This is a genomic window from Lysinibacillus odysseyi 34hs-1 = NBRC 100172, assembly GCF_001591965.1.
GTDB classification, from domain to species: domain Bacteria; phylum Bacillota; class Bacilli; order Bacillales_A; family Planococcaceae; genus Lysinibacillus_B; species Lysinibacillus_B odysseyi.
This window is the reverse complement of record NZ_BCVX01000007.1, coordinates 173,406-189,413: the sequence shown is the minus strand read 5'-3', so window position 1 is coordinate 189,413 and position 16,008 is coordinate 173,406. Positions and strand designations below refer to the sequence as shown.

17 protein-coding genes and 2 pseudogenes are annotated in these 16,008 nt (G+C 40.9%); 12 read left to right on the top strand and 7 right to left on the bottom strand.

Features of this window, described 5'->3' with window-relative positions:
• Positions 1–202 precede the first annotated feature (202 nt).
• A pseudogene (locus BOD01S_RS22635) lies at positions 203–313 on the bottom strand (helix-turn-helix domain-containing protein); the annotation flags it as partial.
• A 2-nt stretch (positions 314–315) separates the two neighbouring features.
• Between BOD01S_RS22635 and BOD01S_RS23715 the strand changes: the two are divergent.
• A pseudogene (locus BOD01S_RS23715) lies at positions 316–498 on the top strand (Tn3 family transposase); the annotation flags it as partial.
• Positions 499–780: 282 nt separating this feature from the next.
• Here BOD01S_RS23715 and BOD01S_RS13185 read toward each other — a convergent pair.
• Together BOD01S_RS13185 and BOD01S_RS13180 are read right to left on the bottom strand one after the other, a co-directional pair.
• A complete protein-coding gene (locus BOD01S_RS13185) occupies positions 781–1,725 on the bottom strand; it encodes a bile acid:sodium symporter family protein (RefSeq protein WP_322786809.1) in 945 nt (314 codons plus the stop codon).
• 419 nt (positions 1,726–2,144) lie between these two features.
• Positions 2,145–3,050 carry a cation diffusion facilitator family transporter gene (locus tag BOD01S_RS13180; RefSeq protein ID WP_036159170.1) on the bottom strand — a complete coding sequence of 302 codons (906 nt, stop codon included), beginning with the start codon at positions 3,048–3,050 and terminating at the stop codon, positions 2,145–2,147.
• A gap of 499 nt (positions 3,051–3,549) precedes the next feature.
• Here BOD01S_RS13180 and BOD01S_RS13175 point away from each other — a divergent pair, with 499 nt between their 5' ends.
• Entirely contained in the window at positions 3,550–4,512 is a 963-nt protein-coding gene (locus BOD01S_RS13175) for a c-type cytochrome (RefSeq protein WP_036159168.1), read from the top strand.
• A 52-nt stretch (positions 4,513–4,564) separates the two neighbouring features.
• On the opposite strand, the gene BOD01S_RS13170 is transcribed toward BOD01S_RS13175, so the two are convergent.
• Complete coding sequence (locus BOD01S_RS13170) at positions 4,565–5,245, bottom strand: response regulator transcription factor (RefSeq protein ID WP_036159167.1); 681 nt, start codon at positions 5,243–5,245, stop codon at positions 4,565–4,567.
• Between the two features lie 189 nt (positions 5,246–5,434).
• Positions 5,435–7,408, bottom strand: coding sequence for an acetoacetate--CoA ligase (locus BOD01S_RS13165; RefSeq protein ID WP_036159164.1), 1,974 nt, complete (start codon positions 7,406–7,408; stop codon positions 5,435–5,437).
• A 371-nt stretch (positions 7,409–7,779) separates the two neighbouring features.
• Between BOD01S_RS13165 and BOD01S_RS13160 the strand changes: the two genes are divergently transcribed.
• The 10 genes from BOD01S_RS13160 to BOD01S_RS13115 all read left to right on the top strand — a co-directional run bounded on the left by BOD01S_RS13160 (position 7,780) and on the right by BOD01S_RS13115 (position 14,152).
• Complete coding sequence (locus tag BOD01S_RS13160; protein ID WP_036159162.1) at positions 7,780–8,163, top strand: VOC family protein; 384 nt, start codon at positions 7,780–7,782, stop codon at positions 8,161–8,163.
• A gap of 664 nt (positions 8,164–8,827) precedes the next feature.
• Complete coding sequence (locus tag BOD01S_RS13155; RefSeq protein ID WP_036159160.1) at positions 8,828–9,304, top strand: DsrE/DsrF/DrsH-like family protein; 477 nt, start codon at positions 8,828–8,830, stop codon at positions 9,302–9,304.
• A gap of 10 nt (positions 9,305–9,314) precedes the next feature.
• Positions 9,315–9,656, top strand: a complete 342-nt coding sequence (locus tag BOD01S_RS13150) for a rhodanese-like domain-containing protein (protein ID WP_036159158.1) — start codon at positions 9,315–9,317, stop codon at positions 9,654–9,656.
• A gap of 11 nt (positions 9,657–9,667) precedes the next feature.
• The gene (locus BOD01S_RS13145; protein WP_036159156.1) at positions 9,668–9,964 is read left to right on the top strand and encodes a rhodanese-like domain-containing protein; all 297 of its coding nucleotides are present in this window, start codon (positions 9,668–9,670) and stop codon (positions 9,962–9,964) included.
• A gap of 38 nt (positions 9,965–10,002) precedes the next feature.
• The gene (locus tag BOD01S_RS13140; RefSeq protein ID WP_036159154.1) at positions 10,003–10,560 is read left to right on the top strand and encodes a sulfurtransferase TusA family protein; all 558 of its coding nucleotides are present in this window, start codon (positions 10,003–10,005) and stop codon (positions 10,558–10,560) included.
• Between the two features lie 13 nt (positions 10,561–10,573).
• Positions 10,574–10,969: a DsrE/DsrF/DrsH-like family protein gene (locus tag BOD01S_RS13135; RefSeq protein WP_036159152.1), complete on the top strand. Its 396-nt coding sequence runs from the start codon at positions 10,574–10,576 to the stop codon at positions 10,967–10,969.
• A 105-nt stretch (positions 10,970–11,074) separates the two neighbouring features.
• A complete protein-coding gene (locus tag BOD01S_RS13130) occupies positions 11,075–12,202 on the top strand; it encodes an MBL fold metallo-hydrolase (RefSeq protein WP_036159149.1) in 1,128 nt (375 codons plus the stop codon).
• Between the two features lie 125 nt (positions 12,203–12,327).
• Positions 12,328–12,555, top strand: a complete 228-nt coding sequence (locus tag BOD01S_RS13125; RefSeq protein WP_036159148.1) for a sulfurtransferase TusA family protein — start codon at positions 12,328–12,330, stop codon at positions 12,553–12,555.
• Between the two features lie 106 nt (positions 12,556–12,661).
• Positions 12,662–13,447 carry a sulfite exporter TauE/SafE family protein gene (locus BOD01S_RS13120; RefSeq protein ID WP_036159710.1) on the top strand — a complete coding sequence of 262 codons (786 nt, stop codon included), beginning with the start codon at positions 12,662–12,664 and terminating at the stop codon, positions 13,445–13,447.
• 9 nt (positions 13,448–13,456) lie between these two features.
• Positions 13,457–14,152, top strand: coding sequence for a DsbA family oxidoreductase (locus tag BOD01S_RS13115; protein ID WP_036159146.1), 696 nt, complete (start codon positions 13,457–13,459; stop codon positions 14,150–14,152).
• A 169-nt stretch (positions 14,153–14,321) separates the two neighbouring features.
• On the opposite strand, the gene BOD01S_RS13110 is transcribed toward BOD01S_RS13115, so the two are convergent.
• Positions 14,322–15,317: an HAAS signaling domain-containing protein gene (locus tag BOD01S_RS13110; RefSeq protein WP_036159144.1), complete on the bottom strand. Its 996-nt coding sequence runs from the start codon at positions 15,315–15,317 to the stop codon at positions 14,322–14,324.
• Positions 15,304–15,651, bottom strand: coding sequence for a PadR family transcriptional regulator (locus tag BOD01S_RS13105; protein ID WP_036159142.1), 348 nt, complete (start codon positions 15,649–15,651; stop codon positions 15,304–15,306). The genes BOD01S_RS13110 and BOD01S_RS13105 overlap by 14 nt, the downstream gene beginning before the upstream one ends.
• Positions 15,652–16,008 lie beyond the last annotated feature (357 nt).

Sequence of the window (16,008 nt, the reverse complement as noted above, 5' to 3'; positions counted from 1 at the left end):
CACTCGATCGTCACCGGTAGCTTGCCCGTGATATCGGAGACACCGCAAGACATTCCAGTCGGTGAATCAACAAAGAAATTGCCATGTGTTTGCGAAGCCACATCGGACGATTCATGCGTCGAGTAACCCAACAGTTTAAGCCTAGGTCTGCAAATGTACCATTCATTTTTCAATAAGGTACCTTTAATGAATTAAGGAATGATTATTTGTTCTCTTCCGATAACTTTCTATAAGATGAGGTCCTAGACACGTTTGTAATTTCCCAAATTTGATTTACAGTCATTTTTCCCTCCCTATATAGCTTTACTGCATAAGTGGAATACCTTACATCCAACAAAAGTAATTGAATATCAAAAACAGGCTGGTAGTTTTAATGGTGAATAATTGCACCATATATCGCCTCAAGGTTGGGAACATATTATTTTGCTAGGAGAATACCATATTAATTCCGAGAAAATGGTCTCGTTAGATTCTTTAAGACCATTGAAATTTTCTTAACATTTTGAAATGGGGGTACCGTCTTAAAAGTGTGATTAGCGTTGAAAATCCGTATTTTCCTGACGCTACCTCTGAAAGAAAGGGGAAGAAGGGCGTAAACTTAATGGCATGATAAGACAAGGTAAGAAAATGTGTAGCAAAAAGAGCATTCAAAGCAAATAACTTAATAAAGAGGATGGGAGAAGGGTATCGACCAGCACATACACTTCTCTCTTCTCTTACCAGGAGGAATCAGCCTTCTCGACCTGTTAAAAATAAATAAGAAGAACGTCCCCTACTTATTCAGGCATTATCTGCCGGGGTCATCCGTTGTCTATATTTCTCGACAATCCGGCTGAACTGAGAGGCGATGATCTGCTGAAATAGCATACCGAAAACGACGGGCATCGCCACTTTCGGAGGGAAGTAAGAGCTCGCAATGACAACACCGATAGCGATATTACGCATCCCACCAGTGAATACAAGGGTGGAAACGATTTCCGGGTCACGCCAAATAAAATGCCCGAGCAGCAGCCATAAAAAATACCCTGATACAGCAATAAAAAATACAACCACGATAATACTGACAAGTTCCCATGAAATGTCTTTAACATATGGCGCAATGACGCTGCTGTTTATAAAAACAATCAAGAAAAGAGATAATTTTGAGAATGGTGCAAGTTTCTTACCGAGCGTATTCTCAATTCTTCCATGGGTATATTCATTCAGCAGCATACCAAGGACAGAGGGAATGACAACCATCCATACTAAATCAACAATTAAAGAGCTCATATTAATATCAATTGCCTTACCAACGACAAGATGGACAATTGCAGGCATGACAAGGGGGGCCAGCAGTGTATCGACTAAAATTATGGACAGACAAAGTGCTTTATTGCCCCTCGAAATGCTCACCCAAATAAAGCTTGTTACACCTGTCGGGACCGCTACGGACAAAATAAAACCGAACGTCAATAGTTCGTCATGAAACACAACTGTTGATACAAAATAGGCCCAAAGCGGCATAATGACGTGAAGCCCGATAATCGTCAGCAAAATCATATAAGGGTAACGGGTAAAAACCTTCAATGCCTGAAAATCAAGACTGAGACTCCCTGCAAATGTCATAAATGCAAACAGCCAGGCTACAAGAAATGCCAGTTGGGCTCCTATATCCTCAAATATTACTCCTAACACAAGACTGAGCGGAGTCAGGATTGGCATCAATTTCGTTAATCGCTTATTCAATATTTCCAGCATCCGCAAGCCTACTTTCAAAAAATAATCACATGTAACTTCTTTTATAATAATACCACTTAATTATGTAATAATAAAAAACGCTGCGTCTTTACTGGCAGAAGTGTATCCTATTTCCAAATTTACTAACCGATTATACGATAAGTTGCTTTTCTACGATTCCACGTAGCCTTTTACACTCATCATGTTGCCCAGTATCTTTTAGTAAAAGGGGAGAGGGAGTTTAGAGAGTCGAGGCAAACCGACAGATGTTACTGATCCTTAAAAAACCATATAAAATAACTGCGGAATTACTACAAAATATGATACAAAAAAGACTACCTTTTACTAAATCAGGTAGTCCTAATATTTATTAAATTGTACCTACAGGAGTTTAGATGCATGCCAGAAGAATCCAGTTGCTGAAAATATTAAAAGTGATAATCATCCTCCGTAATGAGAACATCCTTTGGATCGTACGGCTCGATATGGACAAAGGCAAGGGCTTGTCCGTCTAAAGTACGGACATTTTCTTCAATGAGCTCAGCGATATCATGGGAGATACGTACACTTAGATTTGGATTAACGGCAATCGTGATGTCCAGCAGCATACGGCTGCCATGTCGTCTGCCGCGTATTTCCCGAATCTCCCGTACTTGCGGAATCGCCTGAATTTCTTCCTTTATATGATCAAGCATATCGCTGTCAAAACCATCTGTCAGAAGGTATACAGCCTCTTTAAAAATCTCAATGGCTGTTTTGATAATAATGATGCCAATGAGGATGGCTGTAATTGTATCGACAATAGGGAAGCCGAAAATCGCAGCGGTAATCCCGACAGCTGTTCCAATACTGACAAGTGCATCCGAACGATTATCATAAGCGGCAGCCTTCACCGCCGTACTTTTTACTTTTTCAGCTAACTGCAAGTTATACCGGTATACCCCGTACATCACGAGTGCACTAAATAACGAAACAGCAATGGTCATCAGATCCGGTGTTTCATGCGTTGTCGTAAACATATTCCGAACCGCTGTAATCAGTACTTCGATACCGACATAAATCATGACGAAAGCAGCGATTAAAGAGGCCACCGTTTCAGCGCGGAGATGGCCATATTGATGATTATGATCCGGCGGACGCTGGGAAATCCGTAAACCGATTAATACAGCAATCGATGCGATAATATCAGTTGTATTGTTTAATCCATCAGCACGTAATGCCTGTGAATCTCCCATATAGCCGATAGTCAGTTTCAGTGCGCTGAGAAAGATATAGGCAGCAATCGATAGATAGGCTCCTTTTTCCCCTGCACGCAAGTTTGTATATAGCTCCAAAATGTTTCCCCCTCACAAAACTCCTATAAACACGAAAGAGGCTACACCACCCGCAGGTGATGCAACCTCTATTATGTGCGTTCGTAAATCATTCAACTTTATAAATATACCACATTATACAGTCGAATGGCACACTAATTTAAATAAAGAAATTTCAAACACTTTCCGTCATCCAAAAAAAGCACATAGACAAAGCACATATAAAATCCATTAAGTAAAATATGTGATAATCATTTACCAATTAATCATTGGTGTATAATCGCGCCTTCAAATTTTTCATTTTCTAAATAGATATTCCACTGCTTTGCCTTGAGCGCATCAGGAGACCTATCGTTTTTTTCCGAGAGTATATAGCAAGCTAATATGAAGGTTTTATGAAGAATTCTGCTATTTAAGTAAATAGATAAATTAATATGAACGCTAGTTGAACCTTTCCTAAATGTATCCCTCACTTGTTAGTCTGGAGATAAAATAGCAGTTAAGAAGGGAGAGGAAGATCATGAAAGCATATCCAATCGTATTCTCTGCATTAGGAGCTCTTGCAACAATAGCCATGGGAATCGGAATTAATAAGACATTTATCCAATTAGAAGAACCTGTAAGTGAAGTAGTGGAAACAGCTACATCCGACATGGCAGACACGGAGTCCGCGGGCAGTATCCAGCATTTTCCTGAAATCAGTATGGAAGATATTCCTGATGATGAAAAAATGAAGGAGGATATTCTTTTTGGCTATAACCTTGTAAATGAAACACATGTATACGCCGATGAATATGTCGGCAACCAATTATCATGTACAAGCTGTCATGCAGGTGCAGGCTTGGAGTCTTCCAATGCTTCACTTGTCGGCGTAATGGCAGATTATCCACAATATATCGCCCGGTCAGGGGGTATCGTGACAATCGAGGAACGGATTAACGGCTGTATGGTTCGGAGTATGAACGGTAAGAAATTTGATGTAAACAGCCCTGAGCTAGAGGCAATTGTAGCTTATTTTAAATATATTTCAACAGGGGTCGAAATCGGTACAGAACGTCCGTGGGCGAAATCGTCTGATATGAAAAAAGTACCTTTACCAAGTGTGTCAGACGGAGAGCGATTATTCCAGGAAAAATCATGCGTAGCCTGTCACGCAGCGGATGGAGCTGGAAACGGAGCAAATACCGGCCCGGCTTTATGGGGAGACAATTCGTTTAACGATGGGGCTGGTCTAGCACGGCTATCCAAAATAGCTGGTTATATTCAATCCTATATGCCGGCAGGCCAGGAAGGCACATTAACAGAACAGGATGCAGCAGACTTGGCTGCTTATATTCTTTCACAGGATCGTCCAGAATGGAAAGGGCATGACAAGGATTGGCCAAAAGGCGGACGCCCCTCGGATATTATGACGAAAGAACGACGGGAACAGGTTCAAAATGGAACAATGAATTGGCAGGAATTATTAGCAGATTTTCAGTAAAAACGAAGGAGTATGGGGCCTCTCCCATACTCCTTTTCAGGCTGCATCGTCTTTACGGAATAAACTGATACCCAAGCCCGCGCACTGTAATAATCCGACGGGGGTTTTTGACGTCCTGCTCGATTTTACTTCGCAGCTTTTTTATATGTACGTCAATAGTCCGGTCAAGTATTTCTCTCTCAATATTCGGATAGAGCTGAACGATTAAATCTTCACGGCTGATAATTATATTCGGATGGTCCATAAAATAATAAAGCAGCATAAATTCATGCTTTGTTAAATGGATCTTTTCTCCATTTAGCAGGACCTCTCCTTTTCTTGGCTTGATACAAAGTCCATGGTGGATAATTTTCTGACAAAACAGCCCGGTCCTACGCAGCACAGCTTCCATATGGGCAAGCAATTCCTCTAATTGAAACGGTTTTATAAGATAATCATCTGCACCAATCCTAAGACCATTAATCTTATCCTCCACACTTCTTTTAGCGGTCATCATAATAATGGAGACATCCTGATTTGTATGAGAACGTATCCATTTACAAAATTCCTCTCCGCTCATGCCCGGAAGCACAAGGTCCAGCAAAATCATACAAGGATAATCACGCATAAATCGTTCCATCGCCTCCTCTGCGCTTCCTACAGCAGAAATATCAAAGCTTGCTTTTGTTAAGTAATCGCACAGTACGGACTGGAGTATCGGATCATCTTCTACTATCATTATTTTTTGATTCATATGACAACACCCTGACTTTACAGCTTATTTAAGATAGTATAACTCACTTTTATTTCGATAGCTGTGTCATACTGTTGAATATTGGAAAGGGGGTGGATGTTAATCATGAATTGTTCAATCCATATTAAACAGGGGAGTGGAGAAAGAAAAATCCCCAGCCTTCGATAGTTTGGAAGGTGGGGATATGAATTACTGCTGAAGGGCATCAGCAAAGTCAATAAAATATTGGACGGACGCAGGATTTGCCATAGCGTCCCGATTGAGGGAGGAATCTAGATCCTTTCCAAGTAGGATTTTACGCACAGGCACCTCCAGCTTCTTGCCGTTTAAAGTTTTCGGTACTTCTGAAATGGCATGAATTGCATCCGGCACGAAACGCGGCGATAGGTTTTCGCGGATGCGGCTGTTAATCGTCTGTTTCAACTCTTCTGTTAAAGGCACATCCTGCTTCAACACAACAAATAAGGGAAGGAAGGACTCCTTGCCGCTGTATTCAAGATCGATGATCAGACTTTCCATAATTTCCGGTATTGCCTCAACAATCTTATAAATTTCACTTGTACCCATACGCAGACCAGAACGATTGATTGTTGAATCTGAACGCCCGTAAATTACACAGCTTCCATCATCATTAATTTGTATCCAATCACCGTGACGCCAGACGCCGGGATACATTTCAAAATAGCTGTCCAAATAACGCTCATTGCCCTTATCATTCCATAAAAACAGCGGCATGGACGGCATAGGTGCAGTCACTACAAGCTCTCCCACTTCATTAGAAAGCGGTTTACCATTATCATCATATGATTCCACTTTTACGCCCAATGCCCGTGTAGGAATAATCCCCGCACGCACAGGGAGAACCGGTGAACCACCGACAAAAGCCGTACATACATCAGTACCGCCGCTTGTCGAAGCGAGCCAAATATCATCTTTCACATTTTCGTAAACCCATGTAAAGGCATTCGCTGTTAATGGGGAGGCGGTTGCTAAAATGGAGTGCAGGTTCGTAAGCTGGAAATGCTCGTTTGGCTTGAAACCGAATTTCATACACACATCGATATACGCAGCACTTGTACCGAACATTGTTGTTTCTGATTTATCCACGTAATCCCACAGGACACCTAGATTAGGGTAGGACGGACTACCATCATATAAAACGATTGTGGATCCGACAACAAGCCCACCAAGAAGCAGGTTCCACATCATCCAGCCTGTTGTTGTAAACCAGAACATCCGGTCATGTTCCGTTAAATTTTGTTCAATCATCAGTGTTTTAATTTGATCAATGAGAATCCCGCCATGTCCTTGGACGATTGGTTTTGGGAGGCCCGTTGTCCCGGAGGAATACAGTATCCATAACGGGTGGTCAAATGGTACCTGCTCAAAGAAAAGCTCAGCATCCCGATCCAGTACTGTTTCCCAGCTTGTTGTATTTGGAAGCTCTGTGATCCCGAAACATTCCGTATAAGAATACAGAATCGTTTCCCGGATGCTTGGCACCTCCCGCTGAATACGTTCTATAACGTCTTTTTTATTGTGCAGCTGTCCGTTATATTGGTAGCCGTCAATCGCAAATAAAAACACTGGATCAAGCTGTTTAAATCGGTCGATGACACTGTTCGCACCGAAATCAGGAGAACAGCTTGACCAAATAGCACCGATACTTGCACAGGCCAAAAAGGCGATAACTGTCTCTGGAAGATTAGGCATATAGGCAACAACCCTGTCTCCTTTTGTCACCCCATGATCCTTTAAATACTGGGCCACAGCCGCCGTCTTTCTTTCAAGCTCACCCCAGGAAATTTCTGCATAGCCTTTATGTTCGGACTGAAAGATGAGTGCCGGCTTTGCAGGTATAGCTTTATGGAAGCTATGCTCGGCATAGTTTAAATGGGCACCATTGAACCATTGAGCACCCGGCATAGTCCGCGAAGAAAGAACTTCTTTATACGGAGTGCTTGCCTTAACTCCTCCGTATTCCCACACGTATGCCCAAAAAGTCTCGAGCTCATCTGTAGACCACTTCCAAAGCTCCTGCACAGAAGCAAATTCCAATTGTTTATGCACCTTCAGCCAGTTTTTAAAACGAGTGATATTGCTGTTGGCAATATTCTCTTCCGTCGGCTGCCAAAGAATCTTCCCATCAATCGTTGTACTCATCACACCATCCCCCTTAAAAAACACTAGCAGTCTCTTTAAATATCAGATAATTCACACAAAAGATACCATAAATTAGCAAGGAAATCAAATTCACTCTCTAGATTGTTAGCCCATGTAAGTTCCATATATAAAAAGAAAAAATACGAATAATGAATAGTATACATGCTTTCGTAAGGCGGGGAGAAGGGTATTTAGTTTTACATTATATGAATGATCATAAAAAATATATAATGTATAATAGTAGTAGTTAAATAATCTTGATTATCTTATTTGTACAGCTTTCTAAATATTATCTATGATAAATGAAGTTCTTAAATAGAAAGATAATAGATACTAAATGATTTAAAAAACTACTGATGAGGGTGAAGCAAATGAAATTAGCCATGAAATATATCATTCTTTACGTAAACGATTTCGAAAAGACAATGCATTTCTACAAGGATATACTGGGTCTGACTGTCAAAATGCAGCAGGGTACATATGTTGAGTTTGATACAGGTTCTACAACACTTTCGATTAATACGCGCCAATCAGCCAAGGAAGAAATCGGACTAGATGTACCCGATTCCTCTTCTTCAACCCAAACTTTTGAAGTCGGATTTGTTGTGGAGGATGTGCCTGCTGCAATCGACAAACTACGCAGTCAAGGGATTTCGATCATTAAAGAGCCAGTTACAAAGCCATGGGGACAAACAGTTGCTTATATAGCAGATCCGGATGGGCATTATATAGAGATCTGCACTTCTATTGAATAACAATGCTGTTTAGTTTCACGTTGAGAGCAATGGCAGCTGTGCTTTAAGCAAACAAAATAATAAAACTATCAATCACCACGCACATGGCCGATTTGTAAATGTAATTTTACGAATCGGTTTTTTGTTTCTCATTGAAGGTTTAATGCTCATTGCCGGGAAAAGTTGAAAGAGATCAGAAAACCTTTTTTATTCGTTTAGTAACATATACCCTGTGTTGTATATAAAAAATGTATTGTATTTATAAATTATCAGCAGTTGAGTAAAAGTTAAAAATTCTTTCAAAGCCTTTATTAACAAGGTACATTTGATGTTTCTAAGGTTTTCATAGGAAATTAAATAAAATTGAAAGAAAAGAGTTGACATATTACCCTATGGGGTATATTATAAAGCACGTAAGTAATGCACATTATAGCTCAGCTTCATGACTGATGAGAAAGAGAAATTTTACGTAAGCCTTCACACAATCAAGTGCTTGCCACTCAGTTGTTGAACACATTATTGCTATATTAGCAGCGCAAAATTTTTTTTCATTCTAAAATCAGAGAAAGAAGAAGCCAATGTGAAAGAAGTGGTTAAATAGACCATGAAATTAGTGGAAGAAAGCCGATAAAGTCGGCTATATTTTTTCATAAAAATAATACCCACAGAGGTAATGGAGGTCCTAATGGAAAAGAAAAGAACAACAATTGTATTATTCAGCGGAGACTATGACAAGGCGATGGCTGCTTATATTATTGCAAACGGCGCCGCTGCTTATGATCATGAGGTAACCATTTTCCATACATTTTGGGGAATCAATGCCTTACGAAAGCAAGAACCTGTTCAAGTGAAGAAAGGCTTCCTGGAGAAAATGTTCGGCAAAATGATGCCGCGTGGTGCAGAGCAGTTAGGTCTTTCGAAAATGCAGATGGCAGGAATGGGACCGAAAATGATCAAGCATGTTATGAAAAAGCACAACGCACTGTCATTGACTCAATTGATTGAGTTGGCTCAGGAGCAGGATATTAAACTCGTTTCCTGTACAATGACAATGGATTTACTAGGTCTTCAAAAAGAGGAACTGCTGGATGGTGTTGAATATGCAGGGGTAGCCGCCTATTTGGCAGATGCAGAAGACGGCACCGTAAATCTGTTCATTTAAGGAGAAAACAATGGAAACATTCATAATTATTGTTGCAGTTGCTGTATTCCTTATATGGCGGATGAAACCCGGAAAAGGAGTCAACTCCATTTCAACTGCAGAGCTAAAAAGCATATTGGACGATAAAGATAAAGTATTTATCGATGTTCGTACTCCTAATGAATATAGATCACGTAACATTAAGCAGTTTAAAAACATGCCACTTGGTACAGATTTTTCAAAACTGCCGAAAGACAAAGAAATTGTGGTCATCTGCCAAAGTGGAATGCGTTCAAGCAATGCATGTAAGCAATTAAAAAAATTAGGTTATGAAAAAGTCACGAATGTCCGTGGTGGCATGAGTGCGTATTAGGAGGAGAAAAAATGAAAGAAATTACTACGACAGAAGTACAACGACGTCTAGAAGCCGGAGAACAATTACATTTAATCGATGTACGCGAACTAGCAGAGGTAGAGGAAGGCCATATTCCCGGCGTAGTACACATTCCGTTAGGCACGCTGCCGGATCATTTGGAAGAGCTTGATCAAAGCAAATCGTATATTATCGTATGCCGTTCAAGTGCTCGCAGTGGTAAGGCAACAGCTTTTCTGCAAGAAAAAGGCTTTGATGCTACCAATATGGTTGGTGGAATGCTTGCTTGGGAAGGCGAAGTGGAGTAAAATTTTTTTGCGAAAAATAATACCTATGGGGGTTTAACATGATTAGATCAGATATACAACTAGACGCTAAAGGTCTTGCTTGCCCGATGCCCATTGTCAGAACAAAGAAAGCTATGAATGATGTAGCAGAAGGACAAGTGCTAGAAGTGCAGGCTACTGATAAAGGTTCAACAGCTGACCTGGCCGCCTGGGCAAAAACAGTAGGCCATCAATATATCGGTACACATGAAGAAGGAGACGTGCTGTACCATTATATCCGTAAGTGCTCACAAGAAACGAATGCAGCGGCAGACAAGAGTTTCGAACAAGTGATTTCCAATGAAGAAATCACTTCACGGGACGGCCTTATTCTTGATGTACGCGAAGCAGCCGAATTTGCGTTTGGTCACGTACCCGGAGCTAAATCTATTCCATTGGGGGAGCTTGATGGGCGTTTGTCAGAGCTAGATAAAGACCAGGAAATTTATGTGATTTGCCGAACAGGCACACGTTCTGATATGGCTGCACACCTGCTTGCGGAAAATGGGTTTAAAAAAGTATATAATGTCCTGCCCGGTATGAATAACTGGAACGGCGAATTATCAAAAGACTTCTAGGAGGAAACGAGTTATGGCTAATAAAGTAGCGATTATCGCATCAAATGGTGGATTATTTGATGCATATAAAGTATTCAATATTGCAACAGCGGCAGCAGCTTCCGACAAGGAAGTAGCAATTTTCTTTACATTCGAGGGACTGAACCTCATTCATAAACAGGGAATGCATGATCTTCCAATGCCGGCTGGTAAGGAACATTTTGCAGAAGGCTTTACAAAAGCACAGGTACCTTCCATTCCGCAGCTGGTAGAAATGGCACAAGAGCTAGGCGTTACATTTATTGCCTGTCAAATGACGATGGATGTAATGGGCTTGACGAAAGAAGATTTTGTCAGTGGAATTGAAGTAGGTGGAGCAGTTACATTCCTTGAATATGCAAAAGACGCCTCTCCTACATTAACTTTCTAACACCAAAACGTGTGTTTCTCATTGTTCATATTTACAAAGTGCAGCGAGAGTGTTTCTCGCTGCAAAAAAATATAGAAATTTAATACCTATGGGGGTAGATGAAGCATGACAGTTAAAAAAATAACAGCAGCACAAGTTGCACGAAAAGTAATAGAACACAAAGAGCTGTTCATCCTTGATGTCCGCAATAATGATGCATTTGAAGATTGGAAAATCGAGGGTCATAATTTCGAATACTTGAACATCCCTTACTTTGAATTACTAGATGGCGTCGAAGACATTTTAGAAAAAATCCCGACTGATAAGGAAGTATTGGTTGTATGTGCTAAAGAAGGTTCATCCTTAATGGTCGCGGAAATGTTGTCTGATGCCGGGCTGGATGTCTCTTACCTGGAAGGCGGTATGAAATCCTGGTCCATGTACCTTGAACCGATTAAAGTTGGCGATCTGACAAACGGCGGTGAATTATATCAATTCGTCCGACTAGGGAAAGGCTGTTTATCTTATATGGCCATTTCTGAAGGAGAGGCGGCGATTATCGATGCAGTTCGTTTCACGGATGTGTTTACAAATTTCGCAAAAGAAAAAGGTGTAGAAATTAAGCATGTATTTGATACACATTTACACGCGGACCACATTTCAGGCGGCCGTGAGATTGCAGCACAAACAGGTGCAGCCTATTACCTGCCGCCAAAAGATGCTGAAGAAGTTGTATTTGAGTACAAACCTCTTACAGACGGCTTAACAATTACACTAGGTTCTTCAAATATTGAGGTAGGTGCTCTTTACTCTCCAGGGCATACAATTGGTTCTACATCTTTTGTTATTGACTCGAAATATTTACTGACTGGTGACATTCTATTTATTGATTCAATCGGCCGCCCGGACTTAGCGGGTCTAGCAGAAGACTGGGTTGGTGATTTGCGTGATACGCTTTATTCCCGCTACCGTGAACTGGCAGAGAGCTTGATTGTTCTTCCAGCTCACTTCATGGTGATTGAAGAGCTGAATGAAGATGGAACAGTAGCCAAACACCTTGGTGAGCTGTTTGCAGAAAACCACGGCTTAAACATTGAGGATGAAGCAGAATTCCGTAAAACCGTTACAGATAACTTGCCGCCGCAGCCAAATGCCTATCAGCAAATCCGTCAGGTAAATATGGGAAAAATGACACCGGATCATGAGGAACTGATAGAAATGGAAATCGGACCGAACCGCTGTGCCGTCCGTTAAGGAAGTAATGAGCATAACCGCTGGGCAACAGGTGTGTAACTAGAGTCATGAAATGCTATAATTATGGCTGTAAATTTATAGACTCTATTACTTATAAAACTTAAAAAGAAAAAGAGGATACGAGAATGAATATTACAAAAACAGTAGACGCAAAAGGCTTTGCATGTCCAATGCCAATCGTCAAAACAAAAAAGGCAATTGATACAATTCAATCCGGCGAAGTATTGGAAGTACTCGTTACAGACAAAGGGGCGCTGAATGATTTTGCCGCTTGGGCAAAAACGGGGGGCCACACAATTTTAGAGCAAAAAGAAGAAGCGGATGTCCTTACATTCTACATTCAAAAAGCATAATCCAACAAAGAGGCGCCGTAGCAATACCTACCCGCCTCTTTGATAGATGAACCGTTTAAGCAGGCTTATTTGAATGGGCCTGCTTAAAAAGAAAGAAGGAAAAAAGATGGATTTCTCGGTAACATATATCATCGTCATCTTTGCTCTTGGATTTATAGGATCCTTCCTTTCAGGGATGTTAGGTATAGGTGGTGCCATTATAAAATATCCGTTACTTTTATTTGTGCCGCCATTATTTGGACTGGCAGCATTTACATCCCATGAAGTATCCGGCATTAGTGCTGTAGAAGTATTTTTTGCTTCTATTGCCGGGGTATGGGCTTATCGTAAAGGCGGTTATTTAAACAAGCAGCTTATCCTGTACATGGGGAGTGCTATTCTCATTGGCAGCTTCATCGGCAGCTATGGCTCAGGTTTCTTATCAGAAGAAGCTGTCAATATTGTATATGGGACCCTTGCCTTGATTGCAGCCGTAATGATGTTCGTACCAAGAAAAAATGTTGATGACCAGCCATTAGAAAACGTAACGTTTAACAAACCACTGGCAATCGTTCTAGCAATAATTGTCGGAATAGGCTCGGGGATTGTCGGAGCAGCAGGCGGATTTTTGCTCGTGCCGATTATGCTGACAGTCCTGCACATACCAACACGGATGACAATTGCAACAAGCCTGGCCGTTACGCTTATTTCATCCGTCGGTGGTAGCGCAGGCAAGCTCATTACCGGACAGGTTGATTATTGGCCGGCGCTAATTATGATTATTGCAAGTCTAATAGCGGCTCCACTTGGGGCAAAAACGGGTAAAACAGTAAATACGAAGATCCTTCAGATTATTTTGGCAGTAATGATTGCCGCTACTGCAATTAAAATTTGGGTTGAAATTATATGGTAGGTGATAAAAATGAAAATTGAGATGTTTTCAGACTTTGTGTGTCCGTTTTGTTATATTGGGAAAAAGCGTTTAGAGCAGGCGATTCAAGAACTAGGATTTGAAAAAGAGATAGAGATTGAGTACAAGGCGTATCAATTAAGTCCCCATGCTTCAAAAACGGAGACAAAGTCATTTTATGAAGGTCTAATGGAGAAATACGAATCTACACGAGAAGAGGTCGAAAAGAGTACGTCTTCCATCAAGGAGCATGCAAAAGAAGTAGGTTTGACGTATCATTTTGATCTGATGAAAACAGGCAATACCGAGAATGCCCACCGTTTGGCAAAATGGGCACGCACATACGGTAAAGAAGCAGCATTTATCGAGACAACGATGGATCACTACTTTACAAAAGGGCTGAATGTTAACGATCAGGAAGCACTTATCCAGCTGGCTGTTTCCGTAGGTTTGCCAAAAGAAGAAGCAAAAGCGGTATTGGAGAGCAATCAGTTTGCAGAAGAACTGGCAAAGGACCGCTATGATGCACAACAGCTGCAAGTGCAAAGTGTCCCTTTTTTCGTGTTCGAAAATAAATACGGTATTATCGGCGCTGAACCGCTTGAAGTATTCATAAGAACATTAAAGCAGGCAAAGGAAGTAGCAGATCAAAAGTTAAATATTACTGGAGGCGGCGATTCCTGCGGTCCTGACGGTTGTATTTTATAGACCTTTAGTTAACTTTATAAAATGAACCTTATAAAACCGGGTATTTAATGAACTATAACGAAAAATACAGGGTAAGCGAGATGCTTACCTTGTTTTTTTATGTGTTATTCGCGGAAACAATCATAAATAGGGGAGTTCCTTCACAGCACACATCTTTTTTACTTTTTAGCTATATTTTTGCTTTCCGGAAACCATCAAATATAACAAAGGCTGCTGAAGCCAAAAAGATGATTATCCCGCCTATGGTAATCCAGGATAATAAGTCGCTTATCGAGACCTGGAAAACACGGGCCATAAATGCCAAAAACTCAGGAGTGAATAGTTTTGGATTATTAATAATGGCAATAAACCCAGCAGATGCTGCCGTTTGAAGGACGGCATTAAACCATGCCATTTTTTTTGTCCATTGCCTTTCAATTAATTTATAGATGGACAGGGAAATCTCCAAACCGACAAGGAGTAAGATAAGGGGCCAGTAATGAATAAGCACCGTTTCATTAAATGTAGGAGTAATAAAAACAAGACCTTCAGAGCCGCTTCTGTAGATTCCCACTAAATAATCGGCATAAAAATAAACAGTCGCCCAAATAGCTGTCCAAATGAGGCTGCCATATACTTCATACTTTGGTATAGCCTTTTGCTTAGAAATGAGTGGAATATGTTTTAAATCTTCTACTTTCCATTCCGTCAAATTCGGGGTAAGGGGCTTGATATCATCGGATTTATACACCCGTTCTATTATGGCAAAAACAACGGTTAACCAGAAAAACACTTGCATACCTACTACAATAATTCCCCATATCCCTTCAGCAATCAATAGAATAATCATGTTTAGAACGGAAGTATTATTGTCATATCCAACAATATTCTCTGCCGCCAATACAATAAGGGAAATCGTCGCTGCGATTGGCAAAATCATTTTCAACAATGAAATATAGGCATCAAAATAGCGAGGTCCAATTAAATATCTAGAACGGTCCCGGTATCCTTCAGCAAGTGCTGCCGGACTTCCCAGCCTTTCAAGAACTGTCTCTACGTTTTCATCACTATATTCACCCGGCAGCATATCCTCGATCGTCGATTTTAATTCGCGTGCAATATCATCTCTATTTTTCTCCGGTAGTCTCCGTGTAACCTCTTGAATATATACTTCAATCAACCCCATGATGTTCCTCCTCGTTCAGTATGTGCAACAGCTTCCCCGAATGGGCAAGCCATTCCTGTTTTAGCTGGTCAAATATCGATGTGCCTTCCTCGCTTAGTACATAGTATTTCCGTGGCCTGCTGTCTGAGTTATCCCAGCTGCTCGTTACAAGACCCTGCTTTTCTAATCTTCGAAGTAGGGGGTATAGTGTGCTTTGATCGATCGCTATCCCTGATTGCTCCAGCAGCTGAACAAGAGAATAACCATAGCGGGGCACCTGCAGCCGACTTAACACGGCTAACGTTAAGGTGCCTCTTCTTAGCTCGATTAACATGGAATTCAGTAATGTATTCATAATTCACCTCTCGCCTTACTATATGACATATACTATGTAACTTATACTATGCTTCATACACTATATTGGTGAGGGATATGCGTCCCGCTCAGAAAATTTCTTCTACGGGAGCCTTCACCCCTTTCATACAGTCCATTTTCCACTGTATAAAGGATCACTATGTCTAACTTTTAAGGCTTGGACATAAAATAGGCATGATTGCATATTGATGACTGCTGTTTTATTTCGTACTTCATGGAAAACAAAAGGGAAGAGTATCAAATTCACAAGTTAACCGGGAAAATAATACAGCTTCTGTTGATCTAAAATGCGAGTAGGGAAGCGCAAAACATTATGCTGTAGGAGAAAGTAGTGGGA